Source organism: Clostridium sp. D46t1_190503_E9, assembly GCF_015555225.1.
Lineage (GTDB): Bacteria > Bacillota > Clostridia > Clostridiales > Clostridiaceae > Clostridium.
This window is the reverse complement of the sequence record NZ_JADNKB010000001.1, coordinates 157,866-179,376: the sequence shown is the minus strand read 5'-3', so window position 1 is coordinate 179,376 and position 21,511 is coordinate 157,866. Positions and strand designations below refer to the sequence as shown.

Here is a 21,511-nt window from a genome sequence, read left to right as displayed (position 1 = left end):
ATTATAAATACCAATGGTATAATTTAAAATAACATTATGTGGTAGCTAGAATACATGTGTCAATATCTTATAAAATAGTAGTATATTAAATAAGCATACAAATTTATATTGATATAAAATAATAAATACTTATGTTAAATATATGTTAAGGCTTTTGACTTTTTTGTATAGAATATGCTAGTATGGGAAACAATACAATATAATTTTCGATAGAGGTGTGAAAATGGATTTTTTAAAAAATTTTTTTAAAGGAGTGGCAATTAGTATATCGCAAATTGTTCCTGGAGTTAGTGGTGGAACTATTGCAATGATCCTTGGAATATATGATAAGCTACTTCATGCAGTAAATAATATTATTAAAGATTTTAAAAATCAATATAAGATATTGATGCAGGTAGGAATTGGGGCAGTTGTAGGAATATTCTTATTTAGTAATATAGTTAAAACATTATTTGATAATTTTCCTATTCCAGTTGGATATTTATTTATTGGTGTAATATTAGGTGGGGCACCGCTTATGTTTAGAAAAGCAACAGTTAAAGGATTTAAGAAAAGTAGTCTTTTATATTTAGTTGCTGGTATAATAATAGTTTTAATGATGGGTAGTCCAAATAATGATGCATCAGCAATAATTACTTCATTAAGTTTAGGGAGCTTCTTATGGCTTTTTATTGGTGGGGTAGTAGTAGCAGTAGCTCTTATTTTACCAGGTATAAGTGGTTCATTTATGCTATATGTTTTAGGTTTGTACAATACAGTTATAACAGCTGTAGTTCAAATGAATATACCAGTTTTAATACCAATAGCAATAGGCGGAATTGTCGGAACATTGGCAACAGCTAAAATAATAGAAATGTTATTACTAAAGTATCCAGAACAAACATATATATTAATATTTGGATTTATATTAGGTTCAGTATTTTCAGTATTCCCAGGCATTGATGGAGTAAGTAGTATAATAGGTGTAATTCTTGGAATTGGAGGATTTATATTTACATATTATATTAGTAGAAATGAATAATTAGGAAGTATTAAGATTGAGGTAAGTACCTCAATCTTTTGTTTTAGAAAAATTAAGAAATATTAAGATTATAAAATGGTAAATTATGTTTAATAAGTGCTGGGGTTTGTGTATAATTATTATAAAATGTATATTAAATTTTAATTTAAGAAAGAGAAGAAAGGAAAGTATAAATGGAGATAAATAAAAAAATATGGTCAATAATAGCCGTAATTTTTTCTGTAATGACATTAATATTAATTGGAATGTATTTTGGAGGATATATAAAGTTTGATTTTGTAATTATGACATTAGGATTAAGTCAATTATTTTCTGGAGTAAGCCAAATAGAATTATCAAATAGAACAAATTCGAATGCAGTAAGAAAACGAAATAAAAGTGTTGGGATATTTTCAATTATTATAGGGATTGTAATTTTCTTAATGGCTATATTTCAAATATTTTTTTAGACAAGTAAAGTAGGAAAATGACATTAGTAATTTAGATTAACTCAACTGAAAGAGAGAATTTATAGATTCATGATGTCTATAAAGTTAGAATGGAAGATTTGGAATGGATATAATAGATGATTACTTATTATGAATTAATAGATATATGAATTAATAGATATATGGATTAAAAGGTTCTATACAAGGATTCAGATTTCAATAATTAAAAAAAGTGAAGCTAGAGCTAAAATAATTTTATAATAATTATAAATAAACTTATATAAGCAATAAATAAAAAAATAAATATAAGGGGGAAAGGTTGTATGTCAAAGATAGCAGTTGTATATAAAAGTAAGTATGGGGCAACAAAAAAATATGCAGAATGGTTATCAGAAGATATTGGAGCAGATTTATATTTGCAAGACAACTGTAAAGTTGAAATTCTTAATAGTTATGACACTATTATTTACGGTGGAGGAATTTATGCTTCTGGAATAGCTGGATTATCTTTTATTAAAAAAAATTATAGTAAGTTAAAAGATAAAAATATAACAATCTTTGCAGTTGGAGCATCACCATATGATGAAAAAGCTTATAATCATCTAAAGGAACATAATTTATCTGGAGATTTAGAAAATATTAAACTTTTTTATTTAAGGGGAATGTTTGATTTGAAGAATATGACATTTAAGGATAAATTACTAATTGGGATGTTAAAGGGAGTTTTAAGTAAAAAGGATTCATCTCAATTTGAGCCTTGGGAAAAGGCGCTTGTAGAGTCAATGGATAATGTATCAGATTGGACGAGCAGAGATAATTTAAAGGAAATTAGAAAGTTCTTAGGGGTATAGTATGAATAAAAAGGTTTCAATAATAGGGATATTTATATTAATTATGATAATTATTATTACTTTTGGTTATAGAAAGTTAGGAACTATTGAAGATAAGATAAAACTGCAAGAAGAAGACAAATATTTTAAGTATTATTCAAATGAAAATGATTCAAAGGCTATTAAGGAGTTAAGCGAAGTATTGAATGATAATTATAGTGCTATAACAGAGCGTTTTGACACTAATTTAGAAACAAAAGTAGAAATAACAATTTATCCGAATATAAAGGAATTTCATAAGGCTATTGGAAATGAAGATGCTAGTGATGGAATAGTTGGAGTTGCATATGACAATACAATAAAAATGGTATCACCATTAAATCCAGGTTCAATTCATAACAAGGAATCACTTCTTAAGGTTATTGTACATGAGTTTGTGCATATAGTAACATTTAATATTAATAATCAAAAAGAAAATAATATACCTACTTGGTTTATGGAAGGTATATCAGTTTATGAAGCTAATCAAATAACAGATTATGAAAAGAAAGCCATAAGAGAAAATCTATCCCAAAATACAGATATTACTATAGATGATATAAATGATAATTTTTATAATAATCAATTTAGTTATTTATATTCAGGATCTATAGTAGATTTCATTGTAAATGAATTTGGATATGAAAAGTTAATTCAAGTTATAAAATCTCCTAATGATATAGAAAATATTTTAGATTTATCAATTGAGGAACTAAAAAATAATTGGATTAACTATGTAGAAAAAAATTATAAGTAATTAAAGATGAAGGAACTTTTTAGAATATTATATATACAAATTAAATATTTATATTATAAATAAATATTTAGTGAGGATATATATGGCTAACAGAAATAAGTGTAATAAGTATTACTACAATGAAGATTCACCAAATTTTCTAGTGGAATATGGTTTAGGATTTCAAGAGGAAATGGAAAAGATAGATTACGCATGTGGAGATAGAATAACAGAAACAATAGGAGTAGTATCAGTAAATACTGCTAATTTAGATAGATTATTGACTGAAGTACCAAGTATAATTTTTTTAGAGCCAAGAAGTACTTATGTTCTTCAGGATATTTCACCAATTGATATAGATAGTTTTTATACAATAAATAATGATCCGTATTTAAATTTATCAGGAAGAGGAGTATTAGTTGGTTTAGTTGATACAGGAATAGATTATTTAAATGAAGAATTTACAAGAGAAGATGGATCAACAAGAATATTAAGTATTTGGGATCAAACTATTGTAAATAGTACAAGTGAAAATGTATATATTGGTAGAATATTTAGTGCTGAGGACATAAATAAAGCAATAAGTTTTTCTAAGAATAATGGAGATCCATACAATATTGTACCAACAAAAGATACGGTTGGGCACGGAACAAAGATGGCAAGTATAATTGGAGCCAGAGGATTTAATAGTAATGTTAAAGGTGTAGCAAATGATTGTGAATTTGTAATTGTTAAGCTTTTAGAATCTAGTAATTTTAAAAAAGTGTTGAGAGAAAATGGACTTCCAGATAGAAGTGTTTATAATGCATCAGAAATTTTAGCTGGTATAGATTATTTAAAAAAATATGCATTAAAAGCAAAGAGACCATTAGTTATTTGTTTGGGGGTTGGGACTACAGAAGGCAGTCATGATGGTAATAACCTGATATCAAGATATTTAACTAATGTTTCTAGAAATAGAGGGGTAGTTTCAGTTTGTGGAACAGGAAATCAAGGAGCTGCTCAAGGACATTCTTCAGGGGCCATTAAAAATCAAGGTGAGATTAAAACTATAGAGTTAAAAATACCTAAATTCCTTGTGGAGCTTCCTTTTTATATTTGGATTAAAAGGCCTAATAAAATGTCAATAAATATAATATCACCAGTAGGAGAACAATCAAATTTTATTTCACCTAAGAGAAAAAGTAAAACAGAAATAAAATACGTATTAAGCAATACGATTATGAGTTTATATCATTTTATACCAGAAACATTTACAGGGCATCAAGTTATAATAATAGGTTTTAGGAATTTAGTACCTGGAATATGGAAGATACAACTAAGTGGAGAGTATATAGTTGATGGTATATATGATATATGGCTTCCACCAAAAGAAGTATTACCTGAAGGAACAGTTTTTTTGGAGCCTGATCCTAATATAACGCTTACTATTCCTTCAACTGCTAGAAAGGTTGTCACTGTAGGTTATTATAATAATGAAAAAAAAGGAGGCGTTTCTGAATCAGGGAGAGGGTTCAATTCTAATGGACTAATAAATCCAGATATTGTAACAGCAGGAGTAAATATTTTAACTACAAAGCCATTAGGAGGAGTTAGTACACTTTCTGGAAGTAGTGCAGCAACAGCAGTATGTGCAGGAGCTTGTTGTTTATTATTGCAATGGGGAATAATTGATAAAAATGATTTAACTATGGATTCAATAAAAATTAGATCATATATTATGTATGGAGCACAAAGAAGAAGTGATTTTATTTACCCTAGTAGGGAGTTCGGGTATGGGGATTTAGATATATTAGGAACGTTTAAATTTATTGCTGGACTATATAAAAGCTATAGCAGAGATTATAAATATAATGAATACTATGTTGGAAATCTTTTTATAAGACTTCCAAAAGATATGGAGATATAAAAGTATGAATGGTGTTGAAAATTTTGATTATTATTTTATAAATCCAAATTATAAGCAATATATAGTTGAATATGAAGGAGATATAAAGGGCGAAGTAGAGAAAGTACCTGGATATCATGTACTTATACTAGATGAAAAATATGCAGTAGTTGCTACGGAAGAGAAATTAGAGATAAATTATAAAATGTTTAAATCAATTTTTTATGTAATGTATCCGGAATTATATACATTACAAGATATTAAACTAAATCAAGAGAATAAGAGTAATGTTATAGATATAAAAAATCCATTAGATTTAACCGGTAATAAAGTTATGGTAGCAGTTATAGGAACAGGTATAGATTATTTATCTAATACCTTTATTACAGAAGATGGGAAAAGTAGAATAGAGTTAATTTGGGATCAAACTATACCTTCAAATGGAAAATCTGAAGATAAGCAAGCTTATTATGGAAGTATATATACTAATGAAATGATAAATAATGCCATTAGCTTAGCTAGAAATGGAGGAAACCCTTATAGCATAGTACCTAGTATAGATGTTAATGGTCATGGAACAACACTAGCAAGTATTATAGGAGGATTTAATAGAGATAATAATTTTAAAGGTATAGCAAGTAAATGTAGCTTTATAGTTATTAAATTAAAAGAAACTGAGTATTATAAAAATGAATATCAAGTAGAAATACCTATATATAATTTACCTTCAATATATATAGCATTAAAATTTTTATACGAATATAAATTAAAAAATCTAACTCCAATTGTTATATATTTTCCTCTAGGAACTAACTCTGGAAATCATAAAGGAAGTGGGATATTAGAGGAATATATTGAGCTAATATCGATGAGTAGAGGCGTAGTAGTTGTATCGGGAACAGGAAATGAAGGGGCTAATGGCGGACATGCCTCGGGTATAATAAAATCTGAAGGAGAGATGAAGATAATTCAATTAGATGTTAATAAGAGACAAAAAATTTTACCTGTAGAAATATGGATAGATGCGCCTAATTTTATGACTATTGAAGTTGTTTCACCAGCAGGAGAAAGTACTGGTTTGAATCCATCTTTAATGAATTTTACAATGAATTATAAATATATATTAGAGGAAACCAATATTGAGATTTCATACTTTATACCAGAACAAACATCTGGAGATGAACTTATAAGAGTTACATTTCATAATCTAGTTCCAGGTATATGGCAATTTAGAATAATAGGAAAATTAATTATAAATGGTACATTTAATTTATGGTTACCTCAAAGGGGTATTAGACCAGAAAATACAAGGTTCAGTCCATCTGATCCATATAATACTATTACAAACCCATCAAACTCAAAGTATACTGTAACTGTAGCAAGCTATAACGAAAGAAATAATAATATTGTTAATTTTTCAGGAGTTGCAAGTCTTGATGAATACTTAGATGTAATAGATTTAGCTGCTCCAGGTGTAAATATACTATCTATAGCACCAGGGAATAAGATTACTTTAACAAGTGGAACTGCTGCATCAGCAGCAGTAGTTGCAGGGGTATGCGCATTGCTTTTAGAATGGGGGATAATAGAAGGAAATGACTTATATATTTATTCACAAAAAATTAAAGCATATTTAGAGAGAGGAACATATAAAAGGAAGGGAGATATATATCCTAATCCTCAATGGGGATATGGAATATTAAATGTATTTGAAATTTTTAGAAGTATGATTTGATGTATATCTTAAGAGATAAGTATGATTAAGACATTCTAGCTATCACCTTCTTTTCTTATATCAGAAGGTACACTTAATGCAAATATATCGATACAAATTAATATTTTGCTAATGGAACAAATTTATTTTGGTTAAATTAGTTTAACTAAGATTAAAATTATTTAACTTTTATTTAATTCACTTCTAATTTATAGATGATAACATATAAAAGAAAAAGTTATTTAAATTAAAGTTAACATGCTTATCAATATAAATAAAGAGAGATCACATTTAAGTAATATAATGTGATTTTTCTTTTTATTTAGAATGATTGTATAAAATTAATTAGATTGTGATGATAGTTTTCTTTAAGAATTAAGTATGTATAATAAATACCTTAATTACGATATTTTTACATTTTTGTATTTACAGAAAGTGGATAATGTTATATAATAATATAGTAATATTTTACAAATTTTAATTTAGGAGGTAGGGTTATGTTTATTAATTTAAAATCTGATGAAAATAAAATAGAATATAGTCTTTTTTTAATTAGTAGCTCTACCAGTGGAGATAATCTGTAAATTTTTATGGATTATTAGTTTGTTAATCGTTCCACCGTGAGTTATTAAACTCATGGTTTTTTTAAGGACTTAATTATTTAATAATAAGTGATATTTTAATGACCCTGGGTAAACTAGGGTCATTTTTATATAAAAAATAATTTAAAGGAGGATATTATTGAATGATGAAATTAGGAAAATATCAAAAAAATCAAATTGAAATAGGTAAAATAAATATAAATGGAGGAATATTGAATGTTTATTATCGGAGAAATAATTAATACAAATTCAGTTAATAGTAAAAGAGAATCGATTGAATTCGAAAGATATTGCAAAGATGAAAAATTAAGTTCAATTGAGGTTAGACGAGAAATTTATAAATCTTCAAAGAATAAAAGCAATAGATTATTAAAGAATCTTAAAATATTAGTGAAAATGATATTTTAGTATAAGTAAAAATTTTATAAAATATAATATAGTCAAAATACTCAACACTAGTTTAAATAATGTTGAGTATTTTTTTGCAAAGTTTATTTTAAATGATCATAATATAAAATAGAAATCATAATATATAATATTTAAAGAATTTAGTTAATTTTTTAATATAAGAGAATAATTAATGGCATATACAGATAATTTAAGTAGTGAAGATTTAATAATTCTAACTGATGCCAGTGCAAAAGCTTTATATAAAAATAAAAGTGCTGATGAAATAAATGTTATTGGGAATTTTATTATTGGAATAGAATGTTTAATGTTAACAATTGCAGCGTAAGAACAATGCTTAGAATCATTCCAACAAGAAAAAAATAAAAATAGTAGTGGGGGAGTAGGAACGGAATAAGATTAAAATAATATTATATATTTTTATATTGGTTAAAAAAATAAAAATGGTATAATGTAGAAAGAGATTCATATTATCATAATTTTTTTAGTTAATAATGATACTTAATGCATTTATTAATATTCATATGAAATACACTAAAGACAAATATAGAGGACGAGATATCCTTATAAAATTTTTTATAAATGGAGGATGAAAAGATGGGAGTTGCATTTAAAGATGTAAATTTTAGCAGATTGGTAGACAAGCTTAGTCCGTGTTGCCTTTCTGAGAGTGCTTGTGGAGGGTGCGAAAGAGAAACTTGTTTAGTTGGATATGGAACAGAATGTATTAAAAACTGTATGATTAATAAAGTTACATATGTAATCGATGGATGTAAGAACATACCGATTATGGATACAAGAATATATGATAAAGAATATATAATGGACGGAGTTGCAGATATTCTAAGAACTTGTAAAAGTTGTAAGGAAAATCATTTTGAAAATTGTGTTGTAAATATTTTAAGAAGCTGCTATGAAGTTATTTTATTTGGTGAAGAAAAAGAATATAAAGGAAGTGCTCTTGTATATTTAAATGACTTAAAAGAATCTAATCCAGAAATGGCAGATAAATTATTTGAAAAATACATGACTAGAGGTTAGAGAATAAGCAATTTGTTATAGTGATTAGCTATTTTATATATTTATACTTATAAGATTGATAAAGTACTATAAAGAAATATTATATATAATATAGATGTTTCTAGGAATTCAGAATATTAAATAATAGTCTTTTAGCTTAACATAGAACTTAGAATTATGTTAGGCTTTTTAGTATTTTCGTATAATAGTATATTTTTAAGATTTTTATTAAGATATTAGTACAATAAATAAAATTTTATGTAATTATATGTATTATAATTACATTTAAACCAAAATATTATATAATGTTTATGTAAATATCATTTAAATTTAATTGGAGGATAAAATATGTACAAGTATATGTATAAAGAGGCTCAAACTCATGGATTGTTTAGAGGACCTTCAAATCATAGAGAAATTATAGATAAGTATAGTAAAGAAGGATGGAGGTTTGTTATGGCAATACCTACAGAATTTTATAGTAATAATGGAGAAATAAAGAGATTTGATTTAGTATTTGAAAAGGAAACAGATGAATCACTATAAAATTTAGTTGGAGGGTTGGTATATATGATAAATATTAGAAAGATATCTATATCAGATTATAGGGATATATATTTACTAAATAAAGAATTAGGCTATTTATATCCAGAAGAAAAAGTTAGAGAAAAAATTAAATATATAATAGAAAACAAAAAAGATATTATTTTAGTAGCTTATATAGAGAATAATATAATTGGATATATACATGGTGGTGAATACGAGCTACTATATTCAGATTCTTTAATTAATATTTTAGGGTTTGTAGTTAAAGAATCTTATAGAAAAAATGGTGTAGGAACAGCCTTAATAAATAAATTAGAAGAAATAGCAAGAGAAAATAAATTTTCTGGAATAAGGCTAGTGTCAGGAATTGATAGAGAAAATGCACATAGATTTTATGAGAGAAATGGTTATATCTATAGAAAAGAACAGAAGAATTTTATTAAATTATTTACTTAGATTTATATTCAGAATTAATATTTAATGATGATAATAGGGTCTACAATTATTATAGTTTTCACCTTGCTTTATTAATAGTATATCAAATTAGAATTAAGAACAAAGAATGAGTATAATAGTTTTATAGTAAGACTTAAAAGACACTTTTAGTGCCCTTTAAGAAATGAAAACATTACCATTACCAACTATAACAATTCTATAACCTGGAAGTAAGGCTGTTAAGTTAAATTTATCTGATTTAGGAGTAAGACGAATAGATTGGACAATAATTTGATTTTCATCAAACACCTGTAAATAAACACTATTGGTTTCAGATATGTTTTGGACTGTATATTTATTTTCTGGAGAAAAATTTAAGTCAGAAGCTTGATAAACACCTTCTTCAAATAAATTTATAGCATAAGTATATTGTGTAAAAGTACTAATAAACAAGGATAATGAAATTATAAATAAAAATATTGATTTTTTCATAATCTAACCACCTTTCATATTTATTTTAATCAAATATAAAATAAATATTCAATTGTGTGTAAAGTCAAAATAAGAAATTAATTAAGATATATATTTATATTAAGATTGGAATGTTAATGGTGATTTGTAAAGACAAAATTATTTATATTAAATTTTATAGAGAGGTGGACCATATAATAATCCACCATTTAATATTAGTTTTATTATTAAAAATTCACAGGAAATTAATTCATAATAGGCTTAGAACCAAAAACCTCCCCAATTTCCACAACATCTATTGAATCCACAACATCTATTGAATCTACGACATCTACAGCATCTGCAGCAGCATCTATTAAATCCCCAAAATGGCATCTTATTCACCTCTCTATAGTATATAATTCAATATATTCTAAGAGTCACATAAGTGTTACTAAGTATAGCCTAATATTTTAGCTTTAAATTATAACAAAGTCAGTTAATTATTATGAAATAGATAAGATTTTACCTGTGAGGTAGGCTTAATTATAATGAACTTAATGCATTTGAAAAAGTGCTAATGACATTAATAAAAATTAAGTAAAAGCTAAAAAAAGGAATAATAGTTTACTATGATAGAATAGTTTATTTTACAAGCAGAAAAAGCATAGATGAGATACTATGTTAAGAAATAAAATAGTACGGGTTATTGTAATTAAATGTGAAATTTATAAAATAAATAGAAAAATAAATTACATTGGCCAGTAAATAATTATATCACGAAGCTCAACGATTCAAGCACAGTTTGCAATTGTAAAACTATGAATATGCTTATTTACTTAGGAAATTAAAGCAAGATTAACAGTATTTAATATTTTTAAGTATAGGAGGTTTTAAAATGAAGAAAAAATTAGTTATAGTTAATGGAGCTATGGGGGTAGGTAAAACGACAACTTGTAAAGAATTAAATAAAAATCTTCAGAATTCTGTATGGCTTGATGGAGATTGGTGTTGGATGATTAATCCATTTGTTGTTAATGAAGAAAATAAAAAAATGGTAATAGATAATATAACGCATTTGCTTAGAGGATTTCTTACTAATTCAACAATAGAATATGTTATCTTTACATGGGTCATACATAAAGAAGAAATCTATAATGATATATTAGAACCTTTAAAAGACTTGGATTTTGAGTCTATTAAGATTACGCTTACATGTTCAGAAGAAAAATTAAGGAGTAGAATATTAAGTGATGTACAAATTAATTTGAGAGATGAAGAGTCTATAAATAGAAGTATTGAGTATCTTAGTTTATGTAAAGATATGAAAACAAAAGAAATTGACACAACTAATCTTTCTATATTGGAAGTAGTAGAAATAATGATAAATAATATAAATTTTTCTAATTAATAATAATTATAATAAAGATATTATTGCAAGTTATATCAAGTTTTATATAAATATAAATGATAGTATTTAATTAAGGTGGAGGATTTAATAATACTAATGGAGGCATGATTTTATTTGAAGCAAAAGATATAAATGATGCAAGAAATATTGCAGAAGAGGATCCAATAATAAAAGGAAAGTTTTTTACTTTTGATTTATATGAATGGGAATTTATTTATTTTATCTGAAAATAGTGATTAAAATTTATAAGCTTATTTATAAAAAATATCTATATTTGAAAATTAAATATTATGAAATCATTGTATAATATAAATTAAGACATTTAAAATAATAACTAGTTATGGGGAGATTGATATGAGTAATATAGACTTGCATATGCATTCATGCTTTAGTGATGATGGAGAGTATACTCCAGAAGAAATTATCGATAAAGCAGTAAAAAATAATGTTGAAATAATTTCTATAAGTGATCATAATTCAGTAAAGGCAATAGAAAGAGCTTTAAATTATACAAAGGATAAGGAGATAAAAGTTATACCAGGAATAGAAATAGACTGCACCTTTAATGGTATAAACTTACATTTACTTGGATACAATATAGATTATAAAGAAAAGGATTTCTATAATATTGAAGAAGATATTTTAAATCAAGAAAGAAGTGCTTCAAAAGAAAAGATAAGGTTAATAAAGGAACACACAGGTTTAAATATACACGAAGAGGAAGTTCTTAAAAGATCGACAAATGGAGTTGTTACAGGTGAGTTAATAGCTGAAATACTATTAGAAGATAAGGAAAATAGGAATTCTACTATAATGAAGCCGTATTTAGAAGGTGGAAGTAGAAGTGATATGCCTTATGTAAATTTTTATTGGGACTATTTTTCACAAGGAAAACCAGCTTATGTACCAATAAAATTTATAACTTTAAAAGAAGCAATTAAATTAATTCATAGGCATGGTGGTCAAGCAATAATTGCGCATCCAGGAAATAATTTAAAAGAAAATTTAGATATAATAGATGAATTGATAAAAGAAGGAATAGATGGTATAGAGGTTTTTAGTAGTTATCATACAAAAGAGCAAACCGATTATTTTTATATTAAGGCTTTAAAAAATGATATGATAATAACTTGTGGAAGTGATTTTCATGGAAAGACAAAACCTAATATAGAAATTGGGAAATTTAAGTTTGAGCCTAAAGATATTTCAATAGATAAAATATTTAAGTAAGTGATATTAATATTTTTCGCATTTAAAATTTATGAAAGTTACTTCTTTAACTTATTTAATGGAAACAAATATTGAATTTAAAAAATCGATAATACTAAAATTGGTAAATTTAAAGCTAATTAAAATAGTAAGGTAGCTAATCTTAAATGATTTTAAATAGTATATAAATTATAATATATGAATATAAGAAGTATATTAAATAAAAGTCAGTAAATTAATCATAAGCATATTTACTGGCTTTTAATTTATTGTAATAAAAATTTATAAAAAGAACTGTAGTTTAAATTTTTTGTTCCATATTTCCATATAATTTAAAAAATTCCCATATTCCTTTAAATTATGATAACAAATATTCATTCCTAATTTAAATCAGGTAAAAGAATCAGTAGGTTATAAAATATAAATTATTCATAATAAGTATACATAATAGTGTATCGTATAGGTAATATACAAATATAATATACATTATCAATAAATTTTAGAGGGGTTATATGAGTAGGGGGAAAAATAATAAACAAAGTAAGAAGAAAAATACAAAAAAAAGAGAATTTGGATTATATCCTGCACTTAAAAATACTGTGGATGGAGATAGATATGGCTATATAAATAAGGAAGGTAAAGAAGCAATTCCATTTAAGTTTACAAGGGCATATGATTTTAATGAACTTGGATTAGCAATAATTAAAGAAAATAGCAAGTTTGGAATAATTGATATGAAGGGAAATTATTATGTTAATCCTCAATTTGATAATATAAATCAGTATAAAGAAGGTAGGGCCATTTATACTGAAAAATCTAAAATGGGGGTTTTAGATGAAAAAGGAAATAAATTAAGAGATATAGTTTACGATTATATAGGAAACTACAATGATGGACATGCGGTTGTTGCAAAAAGAAATGGGAAAAGTTATAAATATGGATATATTGATTTAGATGCAAAAGAAATTACAGAAGTTAAATATATGAATGTAAGTGATTTCAATGATGGTTTTGGCTTAATAAAAATAAAAGAAAGAGAATATGCATTAATAGATAAACAAGGGAATATTAGCAATACTTATAATTTTGAATATGTTGGATCATATGGGGAAGACTTAATGGTATTTTCAATATTATTAGGTGGACCATATGGATATATAAACAGGGATGGAGAAATAGTTATTAGTCCAATTTATTGTGATGCCCAAGAATTTAATGATGGAGTAGCTGTGGTCAGTAGAGGTAATAATATAAGCTGTACACATGGAGTCATTGATAAATTAGGAAAGCAAATTTATGGAGATATATATAGTGATGTAAAATATTTAGGTGAAGGTAAGGTAGCATTAGGTTTACCGATAGGAGATAATAGGATATTTCCAAGAAGTATTTATGCTATAGGAGATACCAAAGGAACTCTTTTAACAAAATTTAATTATCTTGAGATTGATAGCTACATTAAAGGATTATCATATGGATCTGATGATAAAAAAACATTTTTTTTAGATGAGTATGGGAAAATAATAAAAAATCTACCTATAGTTGATGGAAGTGGTCAACTTAGAGTTAAAGGTGAAATTATATATGCTAATATAGATTATTTTCCGTATTATTTAGATAAAAATAATAAAGTAATTTATCAACCGAATAAAGAGATTCCTTTAGATCAAAGATATTTGATAATAATTGATAAATATAAACCAAACATAAATTATCTCATATATATTCCACAAGTGAAAGGGATGCATGATGATAATATAGAAAAAGAAGTTAATTCAAGATTAAGGGAAATGTCATTTTTCATACCATCAAAAAGAGAATTGATAGGTAAGGAGCTAAATATTATAAATGATCAGGTATTATCATACAATTACTACGGAAATTTTCAAATATTATTTTACAGAGATAATTCAATAATCATAGATTTATTAGGATATTATTATCCATTAGGAGAAGTTCATGGAACACCAATAAGAAAAACCTGTGCTATTGATTTGTTGACGGGAAAATTTTACAATTTAAAGGATTTATTTAAAAGTAATACGAGCTGGATAAATAGGTTAAATGATATAATTGAGAATTTTATAGAAAATGACCCTAATTATGAATATGTTTTTCCAGATTCATTTAAAGGAATATCGGAGAATCATGACTTTTACCTAGATAAAGATAATTTATATATTTATTATCTTCCAAATGAAATAGGCCCTTATTCTGCTGGGGTTATTACTTTTAAAATACCACTTATCCAAATACAAATTTATTTAGATAATCAAGGTGATTTTTATAAAGCATTCTATGGATAATTAGAAGAAGCATATAAGAATTTAAGTATTCTTATATGCTTTATTTTTAATGTTAAATATATTCTTAAATAATATACTCGTAAATGAGTATAAATAAAATAAAAAAATGAAAGCAAATCAAAAAACAAAGAAACAAAACAAATAGAAAGAATAATATATACTACATATAAATAAACAAAAGATATTTAAAAAGTGGTGACTAAGATGAACTATAATAATTCAGATTATAATTATGAAGATTATTTTAAAATAATGAGTATGAATAATGAAAATTGTTCATATACCGATTATGAACAATTAGATAATAATGAATATAGGGATAATCTAGAAGAAGGATTAAATAATATGAATCTTGATTTAAAAAGTTCATATACAATGAATCAAAATAATGAGAGAAACATAAATATGTTTCAAGGACATCAAAAAAATCAATACAGTCAAGAATTAATGAAATCACAAGAAAATGTGAAAGAAATTTTAATAAAAACTGCTGTTTTAATAATATCTTCTAATATCCTTATTTTAGTTTTGTAGTACTACTATATTTTATAGTAGTACTACAATTTAATATCTTTTAACATTATATATCCACTTCTAAATAGAGATAAAAGCTAGACATAAATAGTCTAGCTTTTATCTCTATTACACAGTTTCATATTTCACTTTCTTTCCATCTACTTATAAATTCATCAAGAATTATACGAAGTGTTTTTCCTATAGTGGTATAATCTTCATCTTTCAAATTTGCCAAAGAAATTCTTATAGACCATTCTGGTCCTTGAAATCCAGAACCACTTAATAATACAATAGATGATTCTTCAGCTAATCTATATAACACTTCAACAGGCTTATAATTGCTCTCAAGATAATTTGCAAACTTTGAACCATAATTATAATTTGCCCATTCTAATAAATCAAATTCTGTATAATAAGCTGCGTCATATATATCTTTTCTTAAATTTAGTCCGAGACTATCAAATAGTAGTTTTTGACGTCTATGACATATTTCTATAGTTTGATTTTTATATATGTTTTTATCATCTAATAATGCAAATGCACAGAAAAATGCCATTTGCACTTGTTGAGGTGTAGAAAGTCCAGCTGTATGGTTTAAGGCAACCTGTCTGCTATCTGCAACTATTCTATCTATGAATGGTATAGTTTCTGGATTTAAATTCATATCACCGTATCTTCTATTTAAAATTTTCTTTTTATCTTCTGACAATTCTTTAAGAAGTTTATCATATATATTTTTTTCATGAATAGCTATAGTTCCTAATCTCCAACCTGTAACTCCGAAATATTTAGAAAATGAATAAACCCCTATAGTGTTATAAGGTAAATCAGCCATTAATGATCTAAATTCAGGAACAAATGTACCATAAACATCATCAGATATTATCATTATATCTTTATTATACTCATTTACAATAGAAACTAGGTTTTTTCTACATTCACTGCTTAATGAAACAGATGGTGGATTACTTGGATTTACTATAAATAAAGCCTTTATAGAATTATCTTTAAGTTTTTCTAGTTCATGTAAAGGATATTGCCAAGTATGTGTTCCATCTGTGGTAGTTTCAGTAGCCTTTATAGGAACTATTTCTAAATCATATCTAGGCAAAACTGGTATTTCTAGATATGGAGTAAATATAGGTACCATTATTGCTATTTTGTCTTTGGGATTAAGAAGCATATTTGATCCTAAAGTATCAAATATGTAACACATTGCTGCAGTAGCTCCTTCTACCGCAAAAATATTAAATTTACCACTTGGAGGCTTGTTGTAACACATTTCTTGCACTAAATAATCATGAACTATTTGTTCAATATGAAATAGCATTCTATCTGGAACAGGATAGTTATCTCCGATAATTGCATCTGCTAATTCATATAAGTAATCATCGGCATTAAATTTTTTTTCATTTATTCCATATTCAATTATTTTTCTTAGTAATTCTATTCCTGGCAAAGTATTATTTTCATCTACAAATTTTATGAATCTATGGTAAATACCATTTTTTTTAGGCATTCCAGCTAGATTAACATTATGAAAATCTTTTTTAGTTTCATTAACAGCAAAAAGACCAAATGTAAAAAAGGCTTCTCTAGGAGTAGATGCTGTCCAATTTGGATTTCCCCGACCAGCATCTAAAAGAATACGAGCTGTTTTTTCATTTTCTCCATTAGCTAGTTCTATTAGCCTATTTTTAAATTCAAATGGACTTATTTTACCATAAATCTTTTCAATTTCTTCACGTTGTAAATTTTTGTCCATAGTTTTCTCCTTAATTAAAAAATTTATCTTATTTTTTGTTATGAATCTAAATATTATTCTTATAAATAATTAATACTAAAAATACATTAATATTTATATAATTAATCAAGTAAAATTCAATATAAGAACACGAATCATTTAACATTTTATATAAATTACAAAATACTATTTATATAAATAAATTATAATTTAATTAAATGTTAAATCTTTATTTCAATATCATATAATCTAAACTTAGATTTTTTTATTTAATGAAATATATTTACAATAAATGAAAGAGATTATATAATTATATAAAAATAATATCTTATTAAGAGCGGTGGAGGGACTGGCCCTTTGAAACCCAGCAACCTACTTTCTAGTGTGGTGCTAAATCCTACAGATTTTCTGAAAAATAAGAGTAATAGAATTTATATATAATTTTTATATAATCCTTTCTTATTTAGAAGGGATTTTTTATTTCTAAAAATATTGATGTTAGTTTTAAATATTATTAATCGATATTATAAGGGGGCTATATAATGAAGAGAAATTTTGAAATAGTTAAAGACTTAGAAAAGAGAATTTTAGTAATAGATGGGGCAATGGGAACTAATATTCAATCATTTATGTTGAAGGAATCTGATTATAGGGGGAATTTATTAAAAGACTTCAACCTAGATCAAAAAGGAAATAATGATTTGTTAAGTATAACAAAGCCAGAAGTAATTGATGAAATACATAGAGGATTTTTAGAAGCAGGTGCAGATATAATTGAAACTAATACATTAAATTCAAATAGAATATCTCAAGCTGATTTTGGGCTTGGAGATTTAGTTTACGATTTAAATTATAAAAGTGCAGAGATTGCTAAAAAGGCTTGTGATGATTTTTCAAAAAATGATGGCAAAAAAAGGTACGTAGCAGGATCTATAGGGCCAACAAATAGAATGGCATCATTATCTCCAGACGTTGAAGATCCTGGGTATAGGAATATATCTTTTGACCAGTTAAAAGAGGCATATGAAGAACAAATTGGTGCATTAATTGATGGTGGCATTGATTTAGTTTTAATAGAAACGATCTTTGATTCTTTAAATGCTAGAGCTGCTATTATGGCGGCTAATGATGTTTTCAGATTAAAAAATAAAGTTATTCCAATAATGATATCTGGAACTATATCCGATAAATCAGGAAGGATTTTATCAGGACAAAATCTTTCTGCTTTTGCTGCTTCTATGAAAAATGAAAATATCATTTCAATAGGACTAAATTGCTCTTTTGGAGCGAAAGATTTAAATCCTTTTATAAAAGAATTATCAGAAACTCAGGAGTTATTTATATCAGTTTATCCAAATGCAGGGTTGCCTAATGAATTAGGACTTTATGATGAGTCACCTGAAATAACATCAAAGTGTATTGAAGAAATGCTAAAAGAAGGATATCTAAATATAGTAGGTGGATGCTGTGGAACTACTTATGAACATATAAAAGCAATTGCAAATATAGCTAAAAACTATAAACCAAGACTTGTAAAAGGAATTGAAATAGAAAGTGTATATAGTGGATTAGAAATAACCAAGGTGAATAAAGAAAGTAATTTTATTAATATTGGAGAAAGAACAAATGTTTCAGGATCTTTAAGGTTTGCACGACTTATTAGGGAAAAGAAATATGAAGAAGCTCTTGAAATTGCTAAAGAACAAGTTGAAAATGGTGCTCAAATAATAGATGTAAATTTTGATGATGGACTTTTAGATAGTGAAAAAGAAATGGAGTATTTTTTAAAACTCTTAGCTTCAGAACCAGATATTTCAGCTAAACCTATAATGATTGATTCATCAAGATGGGAAGTTATAGAAAAAGGTCTTAAAGTAATTCAAGGAAAACATATAGTAAATTCTATTTCTTTAAAAAATGGAGAAGAAGACTTTTTAAAGAAAGCAAAGATTATTAAAGATTTTGGAGCAGCAGTAGTAGTTATGGCTTTTGATGAAAAAGGCCAAGCAGATAACTATGAAAAAAAGATAAGTATATGTAAAAGAGCTTATGATCTTTTAGTGAATAAAGTTAAATTTCCACCAGAGGATATAATATTCGATCCAAATATTTTAGCAATAGCTACAGGAATTGAAGAACATAATAATTATGCTTTAGATTTTATAAATGCAACTAAGTGGATAAAAGAAAATTTACCATATTCTAAGGTTTCAGGTGGAGTTAGTAATTTATCATTTTCTTTTAGAGGTAATAATAAAATAAGAGAAGCTATGCATTCAGTTTTCTTATATCATGCCATAAAAAATGGCATGGATATGGGGATTGTAAATCCAAGTATGATTCAAATATACGATAATATCCCTAAAGATTTACTTAAGTTAGTAGAAGACGTTGTTTTAAATAAATCTAAAAATGCAAATGAAATACTTTTAGAATCTGCATCTTTATATAAAAACGATTCGAAAGAAGATGAAGAAAGTAGAGATGACTGGAGAAATTTAGCTTGTAAGGGAAAATTAGATTATTCTATAGTAAAAGGAATCACTAATTATATAGAAGAAGATTTAAAAGAAGCATTAAAATTATATGACAATCCTTTGCAGATAATAGAAGAGCTACTAATGGGTGGAATGAAAAAGGTAGATTCATTATTTGAAAGTGGAAAAATGTTTTTACCACAAGTAGTGAAATCTGCAAGAGTCATGAAAAAAGCTGTTTCTTTTTTAACACCATATATAAATAGTAAAAACGATGGTAAGTTTACTATGAATGGAAAGATATTAATAGCTACTGTAAAAGGTGACGTTCATGATATAGGAAAGAATATAGTTGGGGTTGTTTTATCTTGTAATAATTTTGAAGTTATAGATTTAGGGGTTATGGTTCCGTGTGAAGAAATAATTGATAAAGCAATTAAGGAAAATGTTGATATAATTGGTTTAAGTGGATTGATAACTCCATCTTTAAATGAAATGATAAATGTAGCAAAGGAAATGGAAAAAAGAAGCCTAAATATTCCACTTATTATTGGAGGTGCAACTACTTCTAAAATTCATACAGCGTTAAAAATAGATCCGAATTATAGTGGACCAGTAATTTATGGATATGATGCATCTAAAACTGTTGAGATTTGTAAGAAGTTAATATCAAGTGATAAGGATAAATTTATAAAGGAAACTAAGGAAGAGTATAGAGTGCAAAGAGAAAATTATAAAAATCTGAAACTTGAATTTCTTTCTCTAGAAGAAGCAAGGAAAAATAAACTTAAAATAGATTGGAAAAATACTCATATTAAAAAACCTAATTTTTTAGGCGTAAAAGAAATTTATAATTATACTATAAAAGATGTTAGACCTTTTATAGATTGGAGTTTCTTTTTTGCAGCCTGGGGAATGAAAATGAAATTCCCTAAAATTTTGGAAGATGATAATTATGGAAAAGAAGCAAAGAAAATTTATTTAGATGCAAATAAGTTATTAAATGATTTAGAAAATAGCGAAATAGTAAAGCTTAAAGGTGTATTTGGATTGTTTAAAGCAAGCTCTTACCAAGATGATATAATGCTTTTTGATAAAGATAACAATTTAATAGAAACTTTTAATATGTTTAGACAACAAAAGAAAAATGAAAATAATATTAATCTTTCTTTAAGTGACTATATAGCTCCAAAAGAATTAGAAATTGATGATTATATTGGTGCATTCTTAGTTACAAGTGGAACTGAGGCAAGACAATATGCAAAGAAGTTGAAAGAAAATGGAGATGATTATAGTTCTATGCTTTTAAGTTTTGTTTGTGATAGATTAGCAGAAGCTTTTGCAGAAAAATTACACTTGGATGTTAGAAAATATTATTGGGGTTATTCAAGTGAAGAAAGGTTAAATCACGAAGAATTACTTTCTGGAAAGTATAGAGGAATAAGACCAGCTGTAGGTTATCCATCAATGAAGGATCACAAAGAAATAAGAAAGATATTTAAGTTATTGAATGGAGAAGAATCAACTGGTGCAAAAGTTACGGAAAGTAATATGATTGATCCTCCATCATCAGTTTGTGGATTATATTTTGCAAATAGTGTAGCTAAGTATTTCGATGTTTATAAAATAGATAACAATCAATTAGAAGATTATGCAAAAAGAAATAATTCAGACTTAGAAGAATTGAAAAATAGACTTCCAAATATATTAATATAATTATTTACAAAAAAG

19 protein-coding genes and 1 riboswitch are annotated in these 21,511 nt (G+C 25.9%); of the genes, 17 read left to right on the top strand and 2 right to left on the bottom strand.

Going from position 1 to position 21,511, the window contains the following annotated elements; all coding sequences use genetic code 11:
- Positions 1–223 precede the first annotated feature (223 nt).
- The 11 genes from I2E83_RS00790 (at position 224) to I2E83_RS00740 (ending at position 9,688) form a co-directional block, all read left to right on the top strand.
- Positions 224–1,021 carry a DUF368 domain-containing protein gene (locus tag I2E83_RS00790; RefSeq protein ID WP_195263036.1) on the top strand — a complete coding sequence of 266 codons (798 nt, stop codon included), beginning with the start codon at positions 224–226 and terminating at the stop codon, positions 1,019–1,021.
- A gap of 173 nt (positions 1,022–1,194) precedes the next feature.
- Entirely contained in the window at positions 1,195–1,470 is a 276-nt protein-coding gene (locus I2E83_RS00785) for a hypothetical protein (protein ID WP_195263037.1), read from the top strand.
- Between the two features lie 302 nt (positions 1,471–1,772).
- Positions 1,773–2,300 (top strand): flavodoxin domain-containing protein, encoded by a 528-nt coding sequence (locus I2E83_RS00780; protein WP_195263038.1) that lies wholly within the window; start codon positions 1,773–1,775, stop codon positions 2,298–2,300.
- Position 2,301: 1 nt separating this feature from the next.
- Complete coding sequence (locus tag I2E83_RS00775; protein WP_195263039.1) at positions 2,302–3,075, top strand: peptidase MA family metallohydrolase; 774 nt, start codon at positions 2,302–2,304, stop codon at positions 3,073–3,075.
- An 82-nt stretch (positions 3,076–3,157) separates the two neighbouring features.
- A complete protein-coding gene (locus I2E83_RS00770) occupies positions 3,158–4,963 on the top strand; it encodes a S8 family peptidase (protein WP_195263040.1) in 1,806 nt (601 codons plus the stop codon).
- Between the two features lie 4 nt (positions 4,964–4,967).
- Positions 4,968–6,677, top strand: coding sequence for a S8 family peptidase (locus I2E83_RS00765; protein ID WP_195263041.1), 1,710 nt, complete (start codon positions 4,968–4,970; stop codon positions 6,675–6,677).
- A 797-nt stretch (positions 6,678–7,474) separates the two neighbouring features.
- Positions 7,475–7,666, top strand: coding sequence for a hypothetical protein (locus tag I2E83_RS00760; RefSeq protein WP_195263042.1), 192 nt, complete (start codon positions 7,475–7,477; stop codon positions 7,664–7,666).
- 172 nt (positions 7,667–7,838) lie between these two features.
- On the top strand, positions 7,839–7,994 hold the full coding sequence (locus I2E83_RS00755) for a hypothetical protein (protein WP_195263043.1): 156 nt from the start codon (positions 7,839–7,841) through the stop codon (positions 7,992–7,994).
- 269 nt (positions 7,995–8,263) lie between these two features.
- Positions 8,264–8,707: a hypothetical protein gene (locus tag I2E83_RS00750; RefSeq protein ID WP_195428232.1), complete on the top strand. Its 444-nt coding sequence runs from the start codon at positions 8,264–8,266 to the stop codon at positions 8,705–8,707.
- A gap of 327 nt (positions 8,708–9,034) precedes the next feature.
- Positions 9,035–9,232, top strand: a complete 198-nt coding sequence (locus tag I2E83_RS00745; RefSeq protein WP_195428230.1) for a DUF4177 domain-containing protein — start codon at positions 9,035–9,037, stop codon at positions 9,230–9,232.
- Between the two features lie 24 nt (positions 9,233–9,256).
- Positions 9,257–9,688, top strand: a complete 432-nt coding sequence (locus I2E83_RS00740; RefSeq protein WP_195428229.1) for a GNAT family N-acetyltransferase — start codon at positions 9,257–9,259, stop codon at positions 9,686–9,688.
- Positions 9,689–9,844: 156 nt separating this feature from the next.
- On the opposite strand, the gene I2E83_RS00735 is transcribed toward I2E83_RS00740, so the two are convergent.
- Positions 9,845–10,159 (bottom strand): hypothetical protein, encoded by a 315-nt coding sequence (locus tag I2E83_RS00735; RefSeq protein ID WP_195428227.1) that lies wholly within the window; start codon positions 10,157–10,159, stop codon positions 9,845–9,847.
- Positions 10,160–11,015: 856 nt separating this feature from the next.
- Here I2E83_RS00735 and I2E83_RS00730 point away from each other — a divergent pair.
- The 5 genes from I2E83_RS00730 (at position 11,016) to I2E83_RS00715 (ending at position 15,577) form a co-directional block, all read left to right on the top strand.
- Positions 11,016–11,528: an AAA family ATPase gene (locus tag I2E83_RS00730; RefSeq protein WP_195428225.1), complete on the top strand. Its 513-nt coding sequence runs from the start codon at positions 11,016–11,018 to the stop codon at positions 11,526–11,528.
- A gap of 104 nt (positions 11,529–11,632) precedes the next feature.
- Complete coding sequence (locus I2E83_RS18110; protein WP_279325318.1) at positions 11,633–11,755, top strand: hypothetical protein; 123 nt, start codon at positions 11,633–11,635, stop codon at positions 11,753–11,755.
- A gap of 127 nt (positions 11,756–11,882) precedes the next feature.
- Positions 11,883–12,758, top strand: coding sequence for a PHP domain-containing protein (locus I2E83_RS00725; protein ID WP_195428223.1), 876 nt, complete (start codon positions 11,883–11,885; stop codon positions 12,756–12,758).
- Positions 12,759–13,249: 491 nt separating this feature from the next.
- Positions 13,250–15,043, top strand: coding sequence for a WG repeat-containing protein (locus tag I2E83_RS00720; RefSeq protein ID WP_195428220.1), 1,794 nt, complete (start codon positions 13,250–13,252; stop codon positions 15,041–15,043).
- Between the two features lie 204 nt (positions 15,044–15,247).
- Positions 15,248–15,577: a hypothetical protein gene (locus tag I2E83_RS00715; protein ID WP_195428218.1), complete on the top strand. Its 330-nt coding sequence runs from the start codon at positions 15,248–15,250 to the stop codon at positions 15,575–15,577.
- Between the two features lie 118 nt (positions 15,578–15,695).
- On the opposite strand, the gene aspD is transcribed toward I2E83_RS00715, so the two are convergent.
- Positions 15,696–17,324, bottom strand: coding sequence for an aspartate 4-decarboxylase (gene aspD, locus I2E83_RS00710; RefSeq protein ID WP_195428216.1), 1,629 nt, complete (start codon positions 17,322–17,324; stop codon positions 15,696–15,698).
- A 304-nt stretch (positions 17,325–17,628) separates the two neighbouring features.
- Positions 17,629–17,725, top strand: a riboswitch (SAM riboswitch).
- A gap of 120 nt (positions 17,726–17,845) precedes the next feature.
- On the opposite strand from aspD, the gene metH reads away from it, so the two are divergent.
- Positions 17,846–21,496, top strand: coding sequence for a methionine synthase (metH, locus tag I2E83_RS00705; RefSeq protein WP_195428214.1), 3,651 nt, complete (start codon positions 17,846–17,848; stop codon positions 21,494–21,496).
- The last annotated feature ends 15 nt before the right edge of the window (positions 21,497–21,511 follow it).